This window comes from Blautia marasmi, assembly GCF_900258535.1.
Lineage (GTDB): Bacteria > Bacillota > Clostridia > Lachnospirales > Lachnospiraceae > Blautia > Blautia hominis.
This window is the reverse complement of the sequence record NZ_OIWX01000001.1, coordinates 5,645,436-5,667,272: the sequence shown is the minus strand read 5'-3', so window position 1 is coordinate 5,667,272 and position 21,837 is coordinate 5,645,436. Positions and strand designations below refer to the sequence as shown.

Here is a 21,837-nt window from a genome sequence, read left to right as displayed (position 1 = left end):
AAATGTTTGCATTATAATAGCCCGGTAACAAAAAGACGGAGGGTGCCCGCTGGCACCTTCCTTTTTCGTGAAAAAATGACTTGATGGCAGAGGAAAGCCGCGCCCACGCTTTTTTGTCTGCCGGCGGACACATTGTTTACAGAGAGAATGAGGAGAGGCATGCAGAAAGATATGACAGCCGGCAGCCCGGCAAAAGCGATTGTAGGATTTACAATTCCGGTATTCATCGGAAATATTTTTCAGCAGTTTTACAGTATGGTGGACACCATCATTGTAGGAAAATTCGTAGGTACCAAAGCACTGGCAGCCGTGGGGAGCGTGGGTACTATTAACTTTTTGATTATTGGTTTTATGCTGGGCCTGACAGCGGGATTCACCGTGCTGACAGCCCAGAGGTACGGAGCAGGGGACATGAAGAATATGAGGCGGACTGTGGGGTCAGCGGCAGTGCTGTCCCTGATCGTCACCCTTGTCATGACACTGGTGAGTATGCTGGGAATGCGTGGGCTTTTACAGTTCATGCACACTCCCGAGGACATTTTTGCCGACGCATATCAATATATTATGATCATCTGCGGCGGCATTTTTGCCACCGTGTTGTATAACCTGCTTGCCAGTGTGCTGAGAGCACTGGGTAACAGCCAGGTGCCGCTGTATTTTCTGATTTTGTCGGCACTGTTAAATGTGGTGCTGGATCTGTTGTTTATTATTGTATTTCACTGGGGAGCCGCCGGAGCAGCCTACGCCACGGTCATATCCCAGGGCGTTTCCGGGATTCTCTGTCTGGTGTATATAGCAAAGAAAATGCCGGAACTGCGCCTTGAGAAAGAGGATTTCCGTCTGTCCGCCCATATTGTGAAAATGCAGGTGGGAATCGGCATCCCTATGGCGCTTCAGTATTCCATCACAGCCATTGGAACCATGATGGTACAGTCTGCGCTGAACATGCTGGGATCTATGGCGGTGGCAGCCTTTACCGCAGCCAGCAAGGTGGAACAGATCGCTACCCAGGCCTATGTGGCACTCGGGACTACTATGGCAACCTTCTGTGCCCAGAATATGGGGGCAGGAAAGCTTGACCGGATACGCAGGGGCTTTCGGGCAACGACCTGGATCGGAGTGGCTTATTCCTTGGTCTTTGGCCTTCTGACCGCCTTTTTTGGAAAATACCTGACTTATCTGTTTGTGTCCAGCGATGTGCAGACACTGATGGGGCAGGTGGATATTTACCTGAAATGTGCATCCTTGTTTTTCATTGCCCTGAATATTGTAAATGTCTACCGGAACGGCATACAGGGGATGGGATACGGCGTCCTGCCTATGATGGCAGGTGTGGCGGAGCTTTTAGGCCGCGGTATCGTGGCTCTGGCCGCAGGATTAAACAGGAGTTACCTTCTGGCCTGCCTGGCAAGCCCGGTGGCCTGGGTATTTGCAGGTGTACTGCTGCTCTTCATGTACCGCGTAGTTATGAAGCAGCAAGAAAAAGTTTTCGGAAAAACCAGATAGTCTTACCTTTTCTTTTTTCTCTTTATGAGTTAAAATAGAGAAAAAACAGAGAGAAAAGCAGGGAGTATTTGTGAAGAAATTTGTGACCACAACTTACAGGATTACAACAGATAAGATAAAAAGACATCCGCTGAGATTCGTGATGATAAGCGACCTCCACAACGTGGTGTTCGGAAAGAAGAATGAACCTGTCTTTGACAGGATAAAGTCTCTTGCCCCGGATGCCATATTGATAGCCGGGGATTTGGTGCTTGGGAAATCCGACGCTTCCCTGAAACCGGCTGCTGCATTTTTGAATGAGGCTGTGAAGCTGGCTCCCGTATTGTACGGGCCGGGTAATCACGAGCAGCGGATGAAATTATTTACAGAGGATTATGGTGGCAGGTTCTCCGCGTTTGAGAAGAAAATAAAACAGATGGGAGTCACCTATCTGGAAAATGAGCGTATGGTTCTGAAGATAAACGGTGAAACCGTGGCAGTCACCGGACTGGATCTGCCTTATGAATATTATGAAAGGGGTCCCGTCAAGGGACCGGACAGAACAGAGCTTGAAGGGCTGATAGGCAGGCCGGATAAACAGGTATATGAGATTCTGCTGGCGCATACGCCCAGGTATGGGGATGTATATTTTGCCTGGGGTGCGGATTTGATCCTGTCAGGCCACTACCACGGGGGTATTGTGCGTCTGCCCTTTTTGGGAAGTATTATCAGCCCTGATCTGCGGCTGTTTCCCCGCTACGGATATGGGGAATACAGGAAAAGAGACGGTGCTCCGCCCAAAAAAGCGGGCAGAAGACAGCCGATAACAGGCAGTGAACAGATTATGATTACAGGAGCAGGACTTGGAGAGCATACGCTGCCTCTTCGGATCAACAATCCAAGAGAGCTGATCGTGCTGGAATGTCTGCCGAAAGAGGTGTGAGATGGAAGAGAAAAACTGTATGGCAAAAATACGCGGGAACATCAGTCAGGTCATTGTGGGAAAAGATAAGGTACTGGAGCTTTTGCTGACGGCTCTGACAGCAGGAGGCCATGTCCTGTTGGAGGATGTGCCGGGAACAGGCAAGACCATGATGGCAAAATCCCTGGCACGTTCCATGGACGGAAAATTCTCCAGGATCCAGTTCACTCCGGATCTGCTGCCTTCAGACGTGACGGGGCTGAATTATTATAACCAGAAAGCAGGGGAATTCCTTTTCAAGGAAGGTCCGGCCTTCTGCAACATCCTTCTGGCGGATGAGATCAACCGGGCTACACCCAGAACCCAGTCAAGCCTTCTGGAGTGTATGGAGGAGCATCAGATTACCATTGACGGGGAAACCAGAACATTGGAGGAACCGTTTTTCGTGATCGCCACCCAGAATCCGGTGGAGACCACAGGTACATTTCCGCTTCCGGAAGCTCAGATGGACCGTTTTTTTATGCGCCTTTCCATGGGCCTTCCTGACAAAGCGGAGGAGCTGGCAATTCTGGAGCGATTTGAGGACAGGCAGCCACTTTCGGAGCTTCCCTGTGTGTGCACACGGGAGGAGCTGTTAAATGCCAGGGAGGCGTATAAGAAAGTATATGTACACCCGGATTTGAAATCCTATCTGGTGGAGGTGGTGCAGGCTACCAGAGCGGCCGGGGATGTGATAGCAGGTGTCAGTCCCAGAGGAACCCTAGCATTATTTAATGGGGCAAAAGCCTATGCCTATGTACAGAACAGGGATTACGTGGTGCCTGAGGATATAAAAACTGTGGCAGTTCCCATACTCGCGCACCGGATGGTCATGACCTCCGGATACGGGCAGGAGGAGAGCGGCAGCCAGGCCATCAAACGGATACTGGAACAGGTCCCTGTACCCACGGAGGAGTGGAAGAGAAAACCATGACGATTTTTTTACTTTTACTGGGAGCTGTCCTGCTGCAGTTTTTGGCGGAATGGTTCTACCGGAACCATTGGGACAGGCATCTGGAAGTGGATGTTAAATTCCAGGATCATCCCGTCCATGAGGGCGAGCGTGCGTATCTGACAGAGACCATTGAAAACAGAAAGTGGCTTCTTCTCCCCATGCTGCAGGCAGCGTTTAGGGTACATAGAAATCTGTTTTTTGAGGAGGAGGAAAATACCAGTATCTCTGACTATACCTATAAAAGAGATATATTTTCCGTGCTTTTTTATCAAAAGATCCAAAGGGAAATCCCATTTCTGGCCAGGAAAAGGGGATATTACGAGATTGGGCAGGCTGAAATACTTACAAGAGGACTGCTCATGAACCGTGAACTGTATCTGACCGTGCCTCTTTCCACCCATTTGTATGTGTATCCCAGGACCATCCCTGTGTCCAATATGGAGATCCCCTTTAAAAAGCTGATGGGACAGGTTTTGGTGCGGCAGCGGATGTACGAGGACCCCTTTTCATTCCGGGGCCTGCGTGAATACCGGCCCGGGGACCCTATGAACAAGATCAACTGGAAAGCCTCCGCAAAAGAAGGGGATATGATGGTGAACCTGTTAGATTCCACCTCCAGCGCCCAGGTCCTTATATTTCTGGATGTGGAGGATGAAACCATATGGAAATACGAGGAAATTCATGAGGCAGGCATATCCCTGGCGGTGTCTCTGGCAGAACAACTTTTGAAAAGAGGCATTGCCACAGGCCTTATCACCAACGGCAGAGACCACCTCACAAAGCTGCCGATCGCAGTGATGCCGGGCACGGGAAGAGGGCAGCTTGTAAAGCTGTACCAGAACCTGGCCAGACTGGATCTGGACCTTCCTGCCGGAAAATTCCCTGAACTTTTAAGTGCACAGAGCCGTCTTTTAGCAGAAGGCCGGGGAATCCCCCTTCTCATCTCCAAAAACCAGGGCAGGTCCCTGTTTGCCGGGATGGAAAGCCTTGCAAAAGCCGGAGGCAGTGCCATGTGGATTTCCACCCTGTACAAGGATATGGAATGGAAACTTCCGTCCTCACCCTATATGGAGATAATACGCTGGGAGGTGCCGAGATGAAACCGGATTTGCTGGTGATATACCGTTTTTTTCATACATTTCTTCTGATGGACAGTCTGGCTTTGATGATTTTGTCTTTCGGCGGGGACATCACGCCCCTTCAGTTTACAAAGAGTCTCCTATTGTTTGTCCCGATACTGCTTTTATACTGGATCGTGCGCCGTTTCAAAAGCCTGTTTCTATTTGCAGTGTCAGGCGCCGCAAGTTTGGCAGTGCTGTATTTTTCAGCTTCAACCATATGGGAGCGGGGTGCATTTACAGTATGCGGAGTCTTTCTGGTACTTCTGTACTTTTTCGAGCGGGCAGGCAGCGGGGAGAGTATCCTCGTGCGCCCTTCCTATGCGGGGCTTCTGGTTTTTGCCGGAATCTATATCTACACACTGGCCTATCACAGAAGTACTCTGGGAACGATCCTATGCATCAATACAGGCGTTTACTGGCTGCTCACCATCCTGTCTGAGAACCGCCGTTCCCTTTTGAAACTCTACGAACAGAATGAAAAACTTCACAGATTTCCCAGAAACAGGATTGCGGAGGGAAACAGGATCGCGCTTGGAGGGTTCTGTGCCCTTATCATTGCAGGTATGGTGTTTCTGCCGATGTCTGGTTTTGACAATGTCCTGAAAAAGCTGGGACACCTGTTTTTGAACATGATCCGAAAGCTTCTGGCGGGTCTCGGCGGTGCAGAGGAAATGATACCCGACGAACCGCAGATGGCGGAACAGATGCCGTTTTTTCCGGGGGAATTCCGTGAGGCTTCCCCTTTCTGGCAGACATTTTTTCAGATACTGGAGAAGGTGTTCATTTTTCTGTTTCTGGCAGCAGCTGTATATTTGGTCTGCCGGATCCTCTACGGATTATATAAAAAATATCACGAAACTGCCTTTGCGGACGGGGACCGCGTGGAGTTCCTCTCTCCCGTAAAAGGTGATAAGAAAGAATCCCTGAAAAGGGAAAAGAGAAGAAGCGGGCTGTTCTCTGCACGTTCACTGGGGGAAAAGATCCGCAGGTGTTATAAAAGGAAGATAGAGAGTTCCATGGAACAGAAGATCAGGGAGGCGTTTACGCCGGAGCAGATAGAAGCAGCTGCAGGGCTTACGAATGCGGAGGGGGTTGAGGAGTTTCATAGGATATATGAGAAGGCAAGGTACGGGAAAGAGGACTGCAGGCAGGAAGAATGGGGGAGGATGAAGGAACTGGGAAAGGGGCTGTAAAGGCAGGCAAGGAATATTCTGGACTTTTCCCTGAAAATAGTGTAAAATGCTGTAAGCGGTATGACCGTGTAATAACTGCAGGAAAAGGATGATAGTAAATGGGAATTCCGGTAAAGCTTCCGGTGTTTGAGGGACCTTTGGATCTGCTTCTGCACCTGATCGAGAAAAATAAAGTGAATATTTACGATATTCCCATTGTGAAGATAACAGACCAGTATATGGAATACATTCACCAGATGGAACGGGAAGACCTGAATATTATGAGTGAATTTATGGTTATGGCTGCAACGCTTATCTCCATCAAGTGCAGGATGCTCCTCCCGAAAGAAGTCAATGAGGACGGCGAGGAGGAGGACCCCAGAGATGAACTGGTGCGCCAGCTTCTGGAGTATAAGATGTATAAGTATATGTCATATGAGCTCAGGGACAGGATGTCAGAAGCGGCAAAGAGTATTTATAAGCTCCCCTCTCTTCCAAAGGAAGTGGAGGATTACAGGGAGCCGGTGGATACCAGTGAGCTGCTTGGCGGACTGACACTGGGCCGTCTTCATAAAATTTTCCAGGATGTGCTGAAGCGGCAGGAAGATAAGAAGGACCCCATCCGAAGCACTTTCGGCAAGATTGAGCAGGAGGAGGTCAGCCTGCCGGAAAAAATGACGGATGTGGAGGAGTATGCCAGACGGCACCGTCGTTTCAGTTTCCGGGATCTTCTGGGAAAACAGGCCAGTAAATTCCAAGTGGTGGTTACATTTCTGGCTATTCTGGAGCTTATGAAGACAGGAAAGATCTTTATCCGGCAGGAGCATATCTTCGATGATATTCAGATTGAGAGCAGGGAGGATAAGAAAGGGGACCCGTATGGAAATTGAACATCTGGAGGGCGCTGTTGAGGCGCTTTTGTTTGCTATGGGAGAATCTGTGGAAGTTTCTGCCATTGCCAAGGCTATAGGACATGATACGGAAACCACCAGAAAGATCATTCGGAATATGATGCTGAAATATAATGCCAAAGACCGTGGGATCAAGATAATTGAGCTGGAGAACGCTTATCAGATGTGTACAAAGGAAGAGTATTATGACTATCTGGTCAAGCTTGCACTGCAGCCGAAAAAGGCGGTGCTTACAGATGTTATGCTGGAAACACTCTCCATCATTGCCTATAAGCAGCCGGTCACGAAGCTTGAGATAGAGAAAATCCGCGGTGTCAAGTCCGACCATGCAGTGAACAAGCTGATGGAATATAATCTGGTCCAGGAGGTTGGACGTCTGGACGCGCCGGGAAGGCCCCTTCTTTTTGGAACTACGGAGGAATTTTTAAGGAACTTCGGGGTGCAGGGGCTGGATGAACTGCCGGAACTGGATCCGGTACAGATCGAAGATTTCAAAGCAGAGGCAGAAGAAGAAATTCAGCTGAAGCTGGATGTATAAACGGGGGAAAGAGACATGCCAACAACTTACACACATGACATTTTCGGCAAGGAAGTTTATAAAAGGCTGCCTTCTGAGATAAAAGAGGCGATCAGGGAATCAAAAAGTATGTATTTAACCGGCCTGCACGGTCCGGATATTTTGTTTTATTATCAGCCCCTGGTGAAGAACCGGGTGAGCGGACTGGGACATCAGGTGCACAAAAGAGAGGCGGCGGAGTTTTTCTGTCAGGCGGTTGTCAAGTACCAGGAGGAGCCCACGGCGCAGATGCTTTCCTATCTGCTGGGGTTTGGGTGCCATTACATTCTGGACAGTACCTGCCACCCCTATGTGCGGCGGTTTGAAAAGGAGACAGGTGCCTCACACGCAGAGATCGAATCTGAGCTTGACCGTTATTATATGCTGCGTGAGGGAAAAGACCCGTTCACCTACAAGCCGGCAGTAAATATCTGTCCCACTTTGGAAGGCTGCAGGACCATAAGCAGGGCCTTTGGGAAGATTACAGTGAAACAGGCGGCAAAAGCGTTAAGGGGCATGAAATTCTATACAGGCGCCCTTGTCTGTGACTGCAGCCTGAAGAGAGAAGGGCTTTGGGGAATGATGAAGCTGTTTGGATGCCGGGATACACTTGGCGGCCATATCATACCGGCCAAACCGGACAGAAGATGTGACATGGCAACAGATGTGCTGCGTCATCTCTACGACGAGGCATTAGATGAGGCTGTGGAGGCACTTACCAATCTGTACAGCTGCATGGTAAAGGAAGAGCGGCTGTCACAGCGTTTCGGCAGGAATTTCGGCTGAGAAAACGGGGGGTATATGAGAGGATTAAGCAAACTGGAAAAACAGTGGGTGCTGTATGATGTGGGAAATTCAGCATTTGTTATGCTGTGTACCACGATTATCCCGATCTATTTTAAAAATATTGCCACAGCGGAAGGGATTTCCCTGGCGGATTCTACCGCATATTTGAGTTATGCCCTGTCCGTCTGTACGATTCTCGTGGCACTGATGGGGCCGGTGTTTGGAACTCTGGCGGATACAAAAGGGTATAAGAAGCCTATGTTTGCCTCCTTTTTTGTGATCGGCGTGTTGGGATGTCTTTCCCTTGCCATACCAAAGGAGTGGCTGGCTTTTCTGGTAGTCCTGGTGATCGCCAAGACCACATACAGTATGAGCCTGATCTTTTACGACTCCATGCTTGCGGATGTGACAACGGATGAGAGGATGGACATGGTATCCTCACACGGGTATGCGTGGGGATATATCGGAAGCTGTATTCCTTTCACCGCCTGCCTGCTTCTTATCCTTTTCGCTGAGAAGCTTGGTATATCGGCTGTCACGGCCACCATGATCTCTTTTGGGATCACGGGCATCTGGTGGTTTGCAGTAACCATTCCGCTTCTGAAAAACTATGAGCAGAAGCATTGGGTGGAAGTGAAGAAAAACCCGGTGAGGGAAAGCTTTGTGAGACTGAAAAATGTTCTTTTTAAGATCAACAAGGACAAAAAGGTTCTTTATTTTCTGGCTGCTTTTTTCTTCTATATTGACGGTGTCTATACGATCATTGATTTGGCGACTTCCTACGGAAAAGATGTGGGGATTGACGATACCCATCTGCTTCTGGCACTTTTGCTGACCCAGATCGTGGCGTTCCCCTGCTCTTTGCTGTTTGGAAAGTTTTCGGCAAAGTTTAAGAGTGAGAAGCTGATCAAAGTCTGTATTTTGGGATATCTGGGCATCGCCCTGTTTGCCCTTCAGCTTGACCGGGCGTGGGAATTCTGGTTTCTGGCTGTCTGTGTGGCTGTATTCCAGGGGGCTATCCAGGCGCTGTCCCGGTCTTACTTTGCCAGGATCATCCCAAAGGAAAATTCCAGCGAGTATTTCGGATTCTATGATATCTTCGGCAAAGGTGCGGCATTTATGGGAACCATGCTGATGGGAATTTCCACGCAGTTAAGCGGTAGTTCAAGGACAGGCGTGGGAATGCTGGCAGTGATGTTTATCATCGGATTTTTCCTGTTTGGAAAAACAGAGAAGTTGGGGCGGGCCTGAAAGTCTATTCCGACAATCAGCACATGGCGGACTATAGAGTGCAGTGTGCGATACAAAAGATAGGAAGCTGTAACAAAGCAGGTAAAAACTGTTTTGTTACAGCTTCTTGTTATTTTGATGCAGAAGCCCGTTAAACCGGACTTTTTGTTATAATTGTCTGAGGACAGGCATATAATGTATAAGAAATTTTGTGTGCAGGGATGGAAGCATGAAAAAAATTATAAGCTGGATTTTGGTATGCGCAGTGATAACAGGATGCTTCGTGGGACATAGAGATATCGTCTGGGCAGGGGAAAATGGACAGGATGTTGGAAGTCTGTATGCCACCTCAGCGGTACTTATGGATGCGGACTCAGGCAGGATACTGTATGAAAAAAACGGGTTTGAGAAAAGGCCCATGGCCAGTACAACCAAGATCATGACCTGTATTCTGGCTTTGGAGAAGGGGAATGCGGAGGATATTGTGACTGCATCCGCCTATGCGGCATCCAGGCCTAAGGTGCATCTGGGGGTGACGGAAGGGGAGACATTCCGCTTTGGGGACCTTCTCTATTCCCTGATGCTGGAGAGCCACAACGATGCGGCGGTGATGATCGCGGAGCATTTGGGAGGAAGTGTGGAGGGATTCGCAGACATGATGAACGCCAAGGCCGGGGAGCTTGGATGTGAGGACACTTATTTCATTACGCCCAACGGGCTGGACGCGTCCGTGACTGTGGGGGAGGAGCAGAAAGTACACTCCACCACAGCGGCAGACCTGGCACGCATTATGCGGTATTGTATTAAGGAATCACCCTGTCGGGAAGAGTTTCTCAATGTGACCAGAACTGCCTCCTACAGCTTTTCAGATGTTGACGGAAAGCGGAGTTTTTCCTGTAATAACCACAATGCTTTTCTGAATATGATGGAGGGTGCGCTCACCGGAAAGACCGGGTTTACAGCAAATGCGGGATACTGCTATGTGGGAGCCCTTACCAGGGACGGCAAGACCTTTATTGTGGCCCTTCTTGCATGTGGGTGGCCTAATAACAAAACTTATAAGTGGAAGGATACTACCAAACTTATGAATTACGGTCTGGAGAATTACAGCTACCGCTCTTTTTCCGATGCAGAGCTGCCCCATATACCGGCAGCCATACCGGTTAAAAACGGGCAGAGTGCTTCACTGGGAAATACGGCATTTACCAATCTGGAGGTGGAGAAGGCAAAGGATTTCGGGATGCTGATGCGTCAGGATGAGGAAATAGAAGTGGGGTATGAGGGAAAAGAATCTCTGAAAGCGCCCGTAAAAGCGGGAACCCAGGTGGGAACCATCACTTACCGGGTTGGAGGACAGACATTTCTCACCTGTCCTGTGAAGGTGAAGCAGTCCGTGAAAAAGATTGATTTTCCATGGTGTCTGGAAAAAACCATGGACAAATGGGCTTTCGGTGCGGCAGGCTGAGAGGCGGACACTTTACAATCTTTGATATTGTGATAAAATAAAGAAAAACACAAGGAGGAATCAGAACATGAATGCAGTAATGGAAAATATTTTGACGAGAAGAAGTATCCGGGCATTTCAGAATAAGGAAATCCCTCAGGAAGAGCTGGAACAGATTGTGCAGGCAGGTCTTTATGCACCCAGCGGCCAGAACCGTCAGACATGGAAATTTACGGTGGTGACGGACAGAGATAAGATCCGGAAACTGGCAGAGGTGATCGGAAGGAAACTTGGCAGAGACGGCTATGACATGTACAGCCCCCAGGTTCTGGTGATTCCGTCCAATGAAAAGGAGAATCAGCATTCCATGGAGGATAATGCCTGTGCCCTGGAAAATATATTTCTGGCAGCCCATTCCTTTGGCATTGGTTCTGTGTGGATCAACCAGATGCGCGATCTCTGCGAGGAGCCTGAAGTGCGGGAGATATTAAGCAGCTGGGATATTCCAAGTTCACATAGGGTATTCGGCATGGCTGCTCTTGGATATGCCGGGGCATCTGAGAACAAGGAAGTGAAAAAAACAGGAGAGGTACATTTTGTAGAATAGGACATTAAGAATGGGACATATCACATCAAAAGACGCATATAAAAATCTGGAAGACAGAATCAATTGGTTTACCCAGGGAGCGCCGCCGTCGGATACTTTTTATAAGATCCTGCAGGTACTCTACACAGAGAAAGAGGCAAAGTGGGTGGCGCTCCTGCCGGTACGTCCCTTTACGCTGAAAAAAGCGGCACGTATCTGGGGGACCACGGAGGCAAAGGCGGAAAAAGTGCTGGACCATCTGTGTGAGAAGGCTCTGCTGGTGGACTCCACATACAGGGGTGTACGCCGTTTTGTCATGCCGCCGCCCATGGCCGGATTCATTGAATTTGCGCTCATGCGGACCAGGGGTGACATTGACCAGAAATATTTAAGTGAACTATATTATCAGTATATGAATGTGGAGGAGGATTTTGTCAAAGACCTTTTCTATGCCACAGAGACGAAGCTTGGGCGTGTTTACGTTCAGGAACCGGTGCTCACCACGGAGAATACGCTGCATATCCTGGACCATGAGCGGGCCAGCCACATTGTGGAGGAGGCGGCGTATATCGGCCTTGGCACCTGCTACTGCAGGCATAAGGCATTCCACGCGGGACATCCCTGTGAGATTGACGCTCCCTGGGATGTATGCCTGACTTTCGGCAATGTGGCCCGCTCTCTGGCAGAGCACGGCGGACATGCCAGGCTCATCTCCAAGGAGGAAGCCATGGATGCTCTGGAGCGTTCTTATGACGCGGGACTTGTGCAGATCGGGGAGAATGTCAGGGAGGACCCGGCATTTATCTGCAACTGCTGCGGATGCTGCTGCGAGGCCCTCCAGGCTGCCAGAAAATTTTCCCCCATGCAGCCTGTTGCAACGACCAATTATATCCCGTCGGTGGAAGATACGACCTGTATCGGATGCGGAAAATGCGAAAAAGCATGTCCTATTTTTGCCATTTCCATGGAGGAAGTCCGGGAGGGCGGGAAAAAGAAAAAACGCCCTGTGGTGGATACGGATATCTGCCTTGGCTGCGGGGTGTGCGCGTCCAGATGCCCCAACGGTTCCCTGAAACTAAAGCGGCGCCCGGTACAGGTCATAACCCCGGTGAACAGTACGCACAGGTTTGTGCTGCAGGCCATTGAAAAAGGGACCCTGCAGAATCTTATTTTTGACAATCAGGCCTTTGCCAATCACAGAGCTATGGCTGCCGTGTTTGGTGTCATTTTGAATCTTCCTCCGTTGAAGCAGGCCTTGGCCAGCAAGCAGTTCAAATCCGTGTATCTGGATAAACTGCTGTCCAGTGCTGTGAATAAGAGCAGGAAGAAAAAATAAAAGACTGGTCTTAGAAATGAAAAAGGAACTTTTCGTTTCCATGATCTGCATAAGGTGCAGAAAATGGAAACGGAGGGTTCTTTTTTTGATAAGTCGCACAACAAAAGGAAAATGTGAAAAAAGTGTGAAATTAGCACTCGATACTTGACACTGCTAATAATACGTGCTATATTACAATTAGAACAAGGGAAAAGAAAGAATCCCCTGTTAGATGTAACAAATCGTTGCTTGATATACATGGAAAGGAGAATGACTTATGAGAATGATGCCCAGTATTTTTGGAGAAGATTTGTTTGACGAATGGATGGACTTTCCTTTTGAGAGAGAGTTTTTCGGAAGAAAAAATCCTCTGTATGGAAAGAACGAGAAGAATCTTATGAAGACCGATGTAAAAGAGACGGAAGATTCCTACGAAGTTGATATCGACCTGCCGGGCTTCAAGAAAGAGAACGTATCTGCCAGACTGGAGAACGGATATCTTATCATACAGGCAGCAAAATCTCTTGACAAAGACAAAGAGGACAAGGAAGGAAAATATATCCGCAGAGAGCGTTATGCGGGAAGCTGTTCCAGGAGCTTCTATGTGGGCGAGGGTATCACCCAGAATGAGATCAACGCCAAATTTGAGGATGGGATCCTTCGCCTGACCGTACCGAAGAAAGACAGAAAACAGGTTGAAGAGAACAAGTATATCTCCATCGAAGGATAAGCTTTTTGTTACTCCTCCTTTAAGGGCCGCCGCTTCATTTGGAAGCGGCGGTCCTTTTGGGTGTACGGTTGTGTTACTGTACACAGGCCACTGTACCGGGAGGCGTTTTCATGCCGGAAGCATGAAAATCCCGAGGCAGCCAGCGCGATATGGGGCAGAATGCTCCATATCTGTGCATCGCGAAGCGTGTTACTGGACACAGAGTGTACAGTAACACGGTTGTAACAGCCGGGAGCCTTCACAGTCATGTACGGTTTACAAATTCTGCCCGTCTGTGCTATGGTAAAAGAAAAAACAGGAGATGTCCAGACATGAAAACAGTTATCATGAATTTTTCCGGCGTGTATCCGGAGGAGGATTTTTATAAACAGGAATCTTATGAGATGATGGATCTTACCAGGGCGGAAGGTGTGAACTGCTACTGTACCGGTGAGGCAGAGCAGGAGATTAAGGGGAAAATGGAAACGTACGGCCCTTATGGCATCCATTTTCTGGATTCCGGCAATTATCACTATGTGAGCAAACTCTGGATGGAGATGATAGACACACCCTTTTCCCTTCTTCTTTTTGATAATCATACAGATATGCAGGAGTCTGCGTTTTTCGGGCTTTTGTCCTGCGGGAGCTGGGTGAGGGAGGCCCTGCTGTCCAATCCTATGCTGAAAAGTGTGTGTATTGCAGGTCCGAAAGAGGCGGACCTTAAAAGGGATATCCCTGCAGACCGGGTAACATGGATATCAGGGGAGGAGCTGGGGGAAGGAAGCATGGAGAAATTTTATGAGTTTTTAGAGAAGGAAACCTGGCCTTTATACATTTCTGTGGACAAGGACATTCTCTGCCGTGAGGATGCAGCCACGAACTGGGACCAGGGGGAGGTGAAACTGGACTGTCTCACGGACTGGATCGAGGAGGCCGCGGCCGCAAGGAAATGTATCGGAGCAGACATCTGCGGTGAAAATCCACCGGAAGGCGGTTTCTGTGAAAATAGGGAATTACACATAAACAGTCAGACAAATAAAAGATTACAACAGGTAATGGCTAAAGTGTTGGTAAATTTTACTAATAATAGTAATTCTTATCAGAATGATTGACATGGGGAATTGGATGACTGTATAATAAAAACCAAATTGCAAATGTCGAAAATTGTAGAAATTGGAAGGGTATCCAAGGGGAGAAGGATTCCGGCTGTCCGGGTCCGGTGTTTTATTATGTATACGGAGGAAAAGGGAAAGAATGGAAGAGAGAGCACAAGAGAAAAAAGACATCAGGGAATTTCTGCCATTGTCAAACAGCCAGCAAAATATCTGGAATCTGGAGATGGCCCACCCGGGTACGCCAATCAATACCATATGTACCGTACTGCGCATTGACGGTAATTTTCATGTGGAGTATCTGCAGGAATGTATCCGGCTTTGCTATGAGGACTATCCGGTTCTGCGTACCAGGATCACACGGAGGGAGGGGAAGGCCTGCCAGTACATTGATCCGCATATTCCCGGGAACGCTCCGTTTCTGGATTTTTCCAGGACGAATAAAAAAGGTGCGGATATCTGGGATGTGTCCGTAGCCCGGGAGCACATTACACTTTTGGATTCCCCCCTTTGTCAGATGATACTTTTCAAGAGAGCGGAAAATACCGGCGGAATCCTCACGAAAGTGCATCATATCATTGCGGACGCCTGGTCCCAGACCGTTGTGACCAACAGGATCATCCACAACTATTTCCGCATGTTAAGGGGTGAGGCGCCGCTTAAAGAGCCTATGCCGGACTATGCACTGCATATTGAACAGGAGAACAGATATCTAGCCTCAAAAAGCTTTGCCCGTGACAAGGAATATTGGAAGGCTATGTTAAAGGATATCCATCCGGCAGAAGCAAAAGAGCACCCCTATGCACAGGTGAGTCCTGTGGGGATCCGAAGGTCTTTTGCAGTCTCCAATCGTATGAACCGTATGATCGCAGGTTTCTGCAGGGAAAAGAAAGTGTCTCCCTTTGCGGTATTTTATATGGCTTTGGCTATTTATCTGCGCAGGATCAAAGGGCAGGAGAGATTCTGTATCGGCGTGCCCACCATCAACCGCCTGAATTTCAAGGAGAAACAGATGGCCGGCATGTTTGTAAATACCCTGCCTTTTGTAAATGAGCTGGATGCGTCCATATCCTTCCGGGAATTTAATGAAAAGCTGCAGACAGACTGGTATCAGCTTCTCTATCACCAGAGAATGCCGTTCCAGGAGATAAAGAAACTGGCAGCGGGAAATCATGAAGGGGCAGCACCGGACCAGCTCTTTGGGATTGTGCTGTCTTATCAGAATGGACAGATCCATCATCTGCAGGGGGCACAGGTAACTCTGGAAGGGCGCTGGCTCTACAGCGGCTACCAGGCGGAGCCTCTGTGCATTCATCTGAGCAGCAGGGATGAGGATAACCGGTTTCAGGTGGATTACGATTACCAGACACAGCTTTTTTCCGAACGTGAGATCATGACTCTGCATCAGCACCTGGTGGACATTCTGCACAGTGCGCTGCTGCATCCGGATACCCCCATAAAAGAGCTCTCTGTCATCAGTGAGGAGGAAGAAGAACGTCTTATTTTTGATTTCAACCAGACAGACACCTGGTACCCAAAGAAGCAGAATATAGCAGAACTCCTGCGGGAACAGGCTGTTATGAACCCGAAGAGGGCAGCGGTCATATTCCGAAATAAGAGGCTTACTTATGAGAGACTCGTAAAAGAAGCAGACGCACTGGCAGGAAACATAGCGCATTATTGTTCTGAAGGCGGAAAAAATATAGCCGTCCTGATGGAACGCAGCGACAGGCTTCTGGTTGTTATGGCTGCTGTGGCATTTTCAGGAAATGCCTGGCTGCTCATAGACTGCAGCCAGCCGGCAGCGCGCATCCGTGAACTGCTGGAGGGCAGCCACGCAGCTCTTGTGATCTCAGACAGGACAGCAGAGAACGCCGGTTCCGCTATACCGGTTTTCACGGAGGAAGAGCTGTTAAAGGGGCCGAGTGCTGCTTGCGTTTGTGCGGGACCGGATGACCTGGCTTATCTCGTCTATACATCCGGAAGTACGGGAAATCCAAAAGCTGTGGAGGTGGAACAGCACAGTGTACTGAATCTGGCAGCTATTATGGCGCCGCTCTATCCAAAGGGGGCAGTGCTGTCCATCTGTAATGTTGGCTTTGACGCTTTTTTGCTGGAGAGTATCAGTGCACTGCTGAATGGCAGGACCGTTGTGATGGCTGAGGAGGCGGCATGTAATGTGCCGGCAAGGCTGGCGGAGCTGATCCATGGGTATGATGCCGGATTTATGGCCCTGACCCCCTCCAGGCTGCTGGAATATCTGAAGGATCCGGGGTTTGGAAAGGCTTTGTCCCATATAGAGTGCATTGTGTGCGGTGGGGAGAATATGCCGCCGGAGCTTTATCATGCTCTGCGGTTCTGTTCCTCCGTGCAGTTATACAATCAGTATGGTCCCTCTGAAGCAGCTGTGGCGGTGAGCCACAGTGCGGTCACGGGAAATGAAATGATCTCCATTGGAAAGCCTCTCGGCAACTGCCGGATATATATACTGGATGAATCCATGCGCCCCCTTCCCGTGGGTGCAGCAGGTGAACTTTATATTGGGGGAGACTGCCTGGCTCGGGGATATCACGGGGATGAGGAGCTGACGCGGAAGAAATTTGTGGGAGATCCCTATATTCCGGGGGAGCGCCTGTATCGGACCGGGGATATGGGATACTGGACACAGGACGGAGAGATTATATTTACAGGCAGAAAAGACGGCCAGTTGAAGATCCTGGGACATAGAATGGAACCTGCGGAGATAGAAGAAAAACTGGTTTCACATCCAAAAGTGGATATGGCTGCTGTGAAAGCCTTTGATAATCTTCTGGTGGCATATTATACGTCAAAAGAGGGGCTTGACGGTGAGGAACTTCTTTCTTATGCGGCAATCTACCTTCCAAGATACCAGGTGCCCGCCATGGCAGTCCGGCTGGAGGAGATACCGATCACTGCCAACGGAAAAGTGGATCATAAAATGCTCCCCAAACCGTCTGTACCGGATGTCAGGGAGGCGCCTGCTGATGAGCTGGAGCGTAAGCTGCTGAGTATATGGAGAAGGTCTCTGCAGCAGCCGGATTTGAGTATCCACTCTGACTATTTTTTAAATGGCGGAGATTCTCTGAATGCGGTGGCTATGCTTACAGAAGTGGAGAGAGAATTTTCTGTTCTTCCTGAGCTGACCAGCCTGTATGCCTGCCGTACGGTGCGGCGATTTGCGAATCTGCTGCGGGGCAGAGAGGCGGATGCGTCCGCTTTCCACACAGAGATACCGAAGGCCCCTGATGGAGATACTTATCCGCTGACAGCCGCCCAGAGAAGCTTCTACGTGCTGGAACAGACGGATGAGACAAAAACAGGATACCATATGCCCGGAATCTTTCTTGTCAAGGGGAATTTGGAGAGAGACACACTTATCCGCGCGTTTCACAAGATCATCCGTGAAGATGAAACTTTCCGCACAGGATTTGAAATTATTGGTTCCGGCGTACAGGCCCGTGTTCACAGCCGGGTGGATTTTGAACTGGAGGAAGTGTCCGGCAGTGATATAGAGGAAGCGGCAGGCAGATTTATCCGGCCTTTTCAGTTAGAAAGGCCCCCGCTTATGCGGGCGGGACTTTTTACGGATGGGGAGAACAAATACCTGCTTTTGGACATTCACCATATTATATCCGATGGCATGAGCAGTCAGCTTGTTTTTGAGAGGCTGCACAGAGCATGCCTGCAGGAGGAAACAGAGATGCCGGATACTACATACAGGGATTATGCCTGGTGGGTGGAGAATAGACCGGCCAAACTGCAGAAGCGGCAGGAAGATTACTGGAGAACAAAACTTTCCGGGAACAGGGAGGAACTTTGTCTTCCGACAGACAGGACACGCCCCGGTGTGTTTGACGGGCGGGGGGCCAGATATTATTTCCATATGCCAAAAGAGATGGAGGAAGCAGGACGCAAATTCTGCGCCCAGCAGCAGGTGACACCTTACATGCTGCTTTTGTCTGCATTCGGCATACTGCTTTTTGGTGTGTGCGGGCAGGAAAAAATTGTGGTGGGAACACCCGTTTCCGGCAGGCGGCACGGAGACTTGAGCAGGGTGACAGGTGTGTTTGTGAATACGCTTCCCGTCTTTTTGGAGCCGGAGAGGAAGAAAAATTATCTGGAGTACCTGCAACGGGTGCGGGAGCGGGTCCTGGAGATGTTAGACAATCAGGATACACCCCTTGAAGATATCGTGGCCATGTCGGATGCCGAGCACAACAGGGACAAAAATCCCTTGTACCAGGTACTCTTTTCCCTGACTGCGGCACAGACGAAAAATCTGCCTTTGGGAAATGCAAAGCTGTCTATGGTGCAGATGGAAGAGGTATCCGTGAAGATGGACCTCCATCTTGAAGTGGTACAAAGTGAAGAGGAAAGCCGTTTCTGTTTTGAATATGCAAAGGCCCTTTTTGACCGTGAGACCATTGAATTTTACAGCCGCTGCTATTTGGAAATTTTAAGGCAGATTCTTGAACTGCCCCACCGGGAGATCGGAAATTTAAGTCTGCTGGAGCCGGGGGACAGGATCCGCCTTTTAGAGGAGCCGAATTATGTGAGAATGCCTTATGACGGTACCTTTATTGACCAGATGATCGACAGGCAGGCACGCCTTTATCCATCCCGCACGGCTGTGTGCTGGGGGGAGGGAAAGACCTATACATTCGGAGAATTAAAAGAGAGATCAGATGGACTGGCGGCTTTTCTCATAAGCAGAGATATCCGGCCGAAAGACCGGGTGGCGTTTCTTTTGCGGCGGGATGGAGATATGCCGGCAGTTATGCTGGGAATCTTAAAAGCCGGTGCGGTTTATCTTCCTTTGGACCCGGAACTCCCTTCACAACGCATCTGCTATATGCTGGAGAATGCCGGGGTAAAGCTGCTTCTGTGCAGTGAAGGGATCCGGCTGCCGGAGGAGATACCCTGTCCGGCATTGTCCCCTGTCTTTGACGGGGATAAGGAAAAACTTCCTGTAAAGGGACGAGACAATGGGGATGTACTGAATGTTATCTATACTTCCGGGACGACCGGGCAGCCCAAAGGGGTAATGATGGTGCACAAGGCAGTCTCCAACCTGGCTGCGCATGCAGATGTGATCCTGGGAAAGGAGAACAGCTGTGTGCTCTGTGCTTCCAACTGTGTTTTTGATGTATTCACAATTGAAACTCTTCTGGCTCTTGCGCGGGGCAGGCGTGTCAGTGTTGCAGACGAGGAGGAAATGCTGCTCCCCTGGAAAATGGCGGAGCGAATAAGGCGGGACGGCGCGTCAGTGCTTCAGCTCACACCTTCCAGGATACAGATGTGTCTGCATGATGCTTCCTTTGCAGAGGTTCTCGGACAGGTGGAAGTGCTGATCCTCATGGGGGAACCGTGGACTTTGGCGCAAAAAGAGAGAATCAGGGCGCTGACAAATGCCAGGATTTTTAATATATACGGCCCTACAGAGACATCCGTTTATAATTGCCAGGGAGACATTACAGACGATAATGCCATCCATATAGGAAAACCCATCGGCAACTGCCGTTATTATCTGCTGGATAAGGAGATGCGGCAGGTAATGCCAACAGGGATAGGTGAGATCTACATAGCGGGCGAATGTCTTGCGAAGGGGTACATCAACAGAGATGATCTTACAGAACAGGCATTTTTACCGGACCCTTTCTTTCCGGGAGAGCGGATGTACAAAACAGGAGATTTGGGACGGCTTCGGGCCGACGGAACCTGGCAGTGCCTTGGGAGAGTGGATGCCCAGTTAAAACTTAATGGGCACAGAATGGAACCGGAGGAGATAGAGGCCCAGATCCTGCAGTCGGGTCTTGCAAAAGAGGCGGTGGTAGTACCTGTTAAACGGGAGGATACGGTACTCTCCCTCTGTGCTTTTGCTGTGCCGAAAGGGGATTTTTCGGAAGAGAATGTGAGAAAATACCTGGCGCAGAAACTTCCTGAGTATATGGTACCGGCTCAAGTAAAGACCATAGCGCAGATGCCCCGCACATCCAGCGGAAAAGTGGACAGGAAAGTGTTGGAGCGGCAGGCGCTTCAGACGGCCGTGACGCCTGTAACGGGTAAGGAGGAGCAGGAAAGGCCATCAAGGCAAGAGCCGTCCGGGGCAGACCTTACGCCTAAGGATATCTGGCGTGAAGTCCTGGGAAAAGAGCCGGATATGGAGAAGAGCTTTTTTGTGCAGGGCGGAACCTCGCTGACTGCCATTGTAGTGCTGAGTCACTATTACAGCCAGCACTGGGATTTTTCACTTAATGATTTTTACCGGCACCCTGCGCTTTGGGAACAGATACAGATGATCGGAAAAAAAGAAACTTATATATCTGCCGGCAATGAGGGAGCATGTCAGCGGGAAGCAGAAGATCGTCTCCCGAGGTATGTCTGCAGTCTTTCAATAAAGGCGGAGACAGGCAGCAATCTGCTGCTGACAGGGGCCACCGGCTATCTTGGTGCGCATCTTCTGCGGGAACTGGCAGCGGACGGGCAGAAAACCATATATTGTCTGTTAAGAAAGGGCGGAGATGCCAGGCTGGATCAGGCACTTGCTTTCTATTTTGGAAAGAACTGCGCGGACAGAATAAGAAGACAGACCAGGATACTGGAGGGAGATATCACCCTTCCGGATCTGGGCCTTAAAGGAGCAGTCTATGAGGATCTGAAGGATACCATAGACACGGTGATTCACGCGGCAGCGGATGTCCGTCATTATGCGCCCATGGAGGAACTGCTTTTGACGAACCTGGAAGGGACGGAGCATATGCTTTCTCTGGCAGAGAAGGCGGATGCGCTGTTTATCCATATCTCAACCGTCAGTGTGGCGGGAGAATTTTTAAAGAAAGCGCCGGAACTCTCCGCGGTATTTTCTGAGCGGGATTTGGATATGGGGCAGAATTGGGAAGAAAATCCGTATGTTAGGAGTAAGATCCTGGCGGAGGCTTGTGTCTGCCGGGCCATGGACAGGGGACTGAGAGCCGGTATTTTCCGAGTGGGACGTCTCGTTGGCAGAAAAAGCGACGGTGTGTTCCAGATCAATCCGGAGACGAACGCATTTTACCGCCTTGTGAAAGGCGTCCTGGAACTGAAGCTGATGCCGGAAACGTTTCATCAGATACTTCTGGAGATCACACCGGTTGACCAGTGTGCCCAGGCAATCCTAAGGCTCATGGGACAGCCGGGAGGCTCCTGGCATATGGCAAACCCGGACCAGGTGTCATTGGCTGCTCTTTTTGAGGAATGTGGAGGGGTGGAATGCGTCTCCGAACAAGTTTTTGAAGACCGTCTGAGGACGCAGGCGGCTTTGGGCGGCTCCCCATATATCCAGGCGGCAGCAGAGGCTTATTTTTCCGGCAGGCTGCAGAGAACCACCATATATGTGGATGCAAGAAGGACTGTATGTGAATTAAAACGTATGCAGTTTGATTGGGAGAAAACAGATTTATACCAGGCAGTACGTTGTTTTAAAAGCTGAGAGGA

At 49.6% G+C, this 21,837-nt stretch carries 15 protein-coding genes; all 15 read left to right on the top strand.

Translation table 11 applies throughout. From position 1 onward, the window contains the following. The first annotated feature begins 159 nt into the window (after positions 1 to 159). The 15 genes from C6P39_RS24990 to C6P39_RS24920 all read left to right on the top strand — a co-directional run bounded on the left by C6P39_RS24990 (position 160) and on the right by C6P39_RS24920 (position 21,832). Positions 160 to 1,506, top strand: a complete 1,347-nt coding sequence (locus C6P39_RS24990; protein ID WP_104805557.1) for an MATE family efflux transporter — start codon at positions 160 to 162, stop codon at positions 1,504 to 1,506. Positions 1,507 to 1,576: 70 nt separating this feature from the next. Beyond that, on the top strand, positions 1,577 to 2,428 hold the full coding sequence (locus C6P39_RS24985) for a metallophosphoesterase (protein ID WP_104805556.1): 852 nt from the start codon (positions 1,577 to 1,579) through the stop codon (positions 2,426 to 2,428). Between the two features lies 1 nt (position 2,429). Continuing rightward, the gene (locus C6P39_RS24980) at positions 2,430 to 3,380 is read left to right on the top strand and encodes an AAA family ATPase (RefSeq protein ID WP_104805555.1); all 951 of its coding nucleotides are present in this window, start codon (positions 2,430 to 2,432) and stop codon (positions 3,378 to 3,380) included. After that, complete coding sequence (locus C6P39_RS24975) at positions 3,377 to 4,501, top strand: DUF58 domain-containing protein (RefSeq protein WP_104805554.1); 1,125 nt, start codon at positions 3,377 to 3,379, stop codon at positions 4,499 to 4,501. Before C6P39_RS24980 ends, C6P39_RS24975 begins: the two co-directional genes overlap by 4 nt. Further along, on the top strand, positions 4,498 to 5,715 hold the full coding sequence (locus tag C6P39_RS24970) for a hypothetical protein (protein ID WP_095172813.1): 1,218 nt from the start codon (positions 4,498 to 4,500) through the stop codon (positions 5,713 to 5,715). The genes C6P39_RS24975 and C6P39_RS24970 overlap by 4 nt, the downstream gene beginning before the upstream one ends. Before the next feature lie 98 nt (positions 5,716 to 5,813). Then, positions 5,814 to 6,584 carry a segregation and condensation protein A gene (locus C6P39_RS24965; RefSeq protein WP_095172814.1) on the top strand — a complete coding sequence of 257 codons (771 nt, stop codon included), beginning with the start codon at positions 5,814 to 5,816 and terminating at the stop codon, positions 6,582 to 6,584. Continuing rightward, entirely contained in the window at positions 6,574 to 7,143 is a 570-nt protein-coding gene (gene scpB / locus C6P39_RS24960; RefSeq protein ID WP_018597613.1) for an SMC-Scp complex subunit ScpB, read from the top strand. The genes C6P39_RS24965 and scpB overlap by 11 nt, the downstream gene beginning before the upstream one ends. A gap of 15 nt (positions 7,144 to 7,158) precedes the next feature. Continuing rightward, positions 7,159 to 7,947: a zinc dependent phospholipase C family protein gene (locus C6P39_RS24955; RefSeq protein ID WP_104805553.1), complete on the top strand. Its 789-nt coding sequence runs from the start codon at positions 7,159 to 7,161 to the stop codon at positions 7,945 to 7,947. Between the two features lie 15 nt (positions 7,948 to 7,962). Further along, positions 7,963 to 9,198: an MFS transporter gene (locus tag C6P39_RS24950; protein WP_104805552.1), complete on the top strand. Its 1,236-nt coding sequence runs from the start codon at positions 7,963 to 7,965 to the stop codon at positions 9,196 to 9,198. A 208-nt stretch (positions 9,199 to 9,406) separates the two neighbouring features. Then, a complete protein-coding gene (locus tag C6P39_RS24945) occupies positions 9,407 to 10,642 on the top strand; it encodes a D-alanyl-D-alanine carboxypeptidase family protein (protein ID WP_095172817.1) in 1,236 nt (411 codons plus the stop codon). A gap of 67 nt (positions 10,643 to 10,709) precedes the next feature. After that, positions 10,710 to 11,228 carry a nitroreductase family protein gene (locus tag C6P39_RS24940; protein ID WP_095172818.1) on the top strand — a complete coding sequence of 173 codons (519 nt, stop codon included), beginning with the start codon at positions 10,710 to 10,712 and terminating at the stop codon, positions 11,226 to 11,228. Between the two features lie 10 nt (positions 11,229 to 11,238). Then, the gene (locus C6P39_RS24935) at positions 11,239 to 12,543 is read left to right on the top strand and encodes a 4Fe-4S dicluster domain-containing protein (protein WP_104805551.1); all 1,305 of its coding nucleotides are present in this window, start codon (positions 11,239 to 11,241) and stop codon (positions 12,541 to 12,543) included. A 256-nt stretch (positions 12,544 to 12,799) separates the two neighbouring features. Then, on the top strand, positions 12,800 to 13,252 hold the full coding sequence (locus C6P39_RS24930; protein ID WP_095172820.1) for an Hsp20/alpha crystallin family protein: 453 nt from the start codon (positions 12,800 to 12,802) through the stop codon (positions 13,250 to 13,252). 311 nt (positions 13,253 to 13,563) lie between these two features. Beyond that, positions 13,564 to 14,343 carry an arginase family protein gene (locus tag C6P39_RS24925; RefSeq protein WP_095172821.1) on the top strand — a complete coding sequence of 260 codons (780 nt, stop codon included), beginning with the start codon at positions 13,564 to 13,566 and terminating at the stop codon, positions 14,341 to 14,343. A gap of 142 nt (positions 14,344 to 14,485) precedes the next feature. Beyond that, complete coding sequence (locus tag C6P39_RS24920) at positions 14,486 to 21,832, top strand: non-ribosomal peptide synthetase (RefSeq protein WP_104805550.1); 7,347 nt, start codon at positions 14,486 to 14,488, stop codon at positions 21,830 to 21,832. Positions 21,833 to 21,837 lie beyond the last annotated feature (5 nt).

Bases quoted from the DNA above. Each gene is read 5' to 3' on its own strand.
- C6P39_RS24990 (WP_104805557.1), top strand. From the start codon at position 160: ATGCAGAAAGATATGACAGCCGGCAGCCCGGCAAAAGCGATTGTAGGA.
- C6P39_RS24980 (WP_104805555.1), top strand. From the start codon at position 2,430: ATGGAAGAGAAAAACTGTATGGCAAAAATACGCGGGAACATCAGTCAG.
- C6P39_RS24975 (WP_104805554.1), top strand. From the start codon at position 3,377: ATGACGATTTTTTTACTTTTACTGGGAGCTGTCCTGCTGCAGTTTTTG.
- C6P39_RS24970 (WP_095172813.1), top strand. From the start codon at position 4,498: ATGAAACCGGATTTGCTGGTGATATACCGTTTTTTTCATACATTTCTT.
- C6P39_RS24965 (WP_095172814.1), top strand. From the start codon at position 5,814: ATGGGAATTCCGGTAAAGCTTCCGGTGTTTGAGGGACCTTTGGATCTG.
- scpB (WP_018597613.1), top strand. From the start codon at position 6,574: ATGGAAATTGAACATCTGGAGGGCGCTGTTGAGGCGCTTTTGTTTGCT.
- C6P39_RS24955 (WP_104805553.1), top strand. From the start codon at position 7,159: ATGCCAACAACTTACACACATGACATTTTCGGCAAGGAAGTTTATAAA.
- C6P39_RS24950 (WP_104805552.1), top strand. From the start codon at position 7,963: ATGAGAGGATTAAGCAAACTGGAAAAACAGTGGGTGCTGTATGATGTG.
- C6P39_RS24945 (WP_095172817.1), top strand. From the start codon at position 9,407: ATGAAAAAAATTATAAGCTGGATTTTGGTATGCGCAGTGATAACAGGA.
- C6P39_RS24940 (WP_095172818.1), top strand. From the start codon at position 10,710: ATGAATGCAGTAATGGAAAATATTTTGACGAGAAGAAGTATCCGGGCA.
- C6P39_RS24935 (WP_104805551.1), top strand. From the start codon at position 11,239: ATGGGACATATCACATCAAAAGACGCATATAAAAATCTGGAAGACAGA.
- C6P39_RS24930 (WP_095172820.1), top strand. From the start codon at position 12,800: ATGAGAATGATGCCCAGTATTTTTGGAGAAGATTTGTTTGACGAATGG.
- C6P39_RS24925 (WP_095172821.1), top strand. From the start codon at position 13,564: ATGAAAACAGTTATCATGAATTTTTCCGGCGTGTATCCGGAGGAGGAT.
- C6P39_RS24920 (WP_104805550.1), top strand. From the start codon at position 14,486: ATGGAAGAGAGAGCACAAGAGAAAAAAGACATCAGGGAATTTCTGCCA.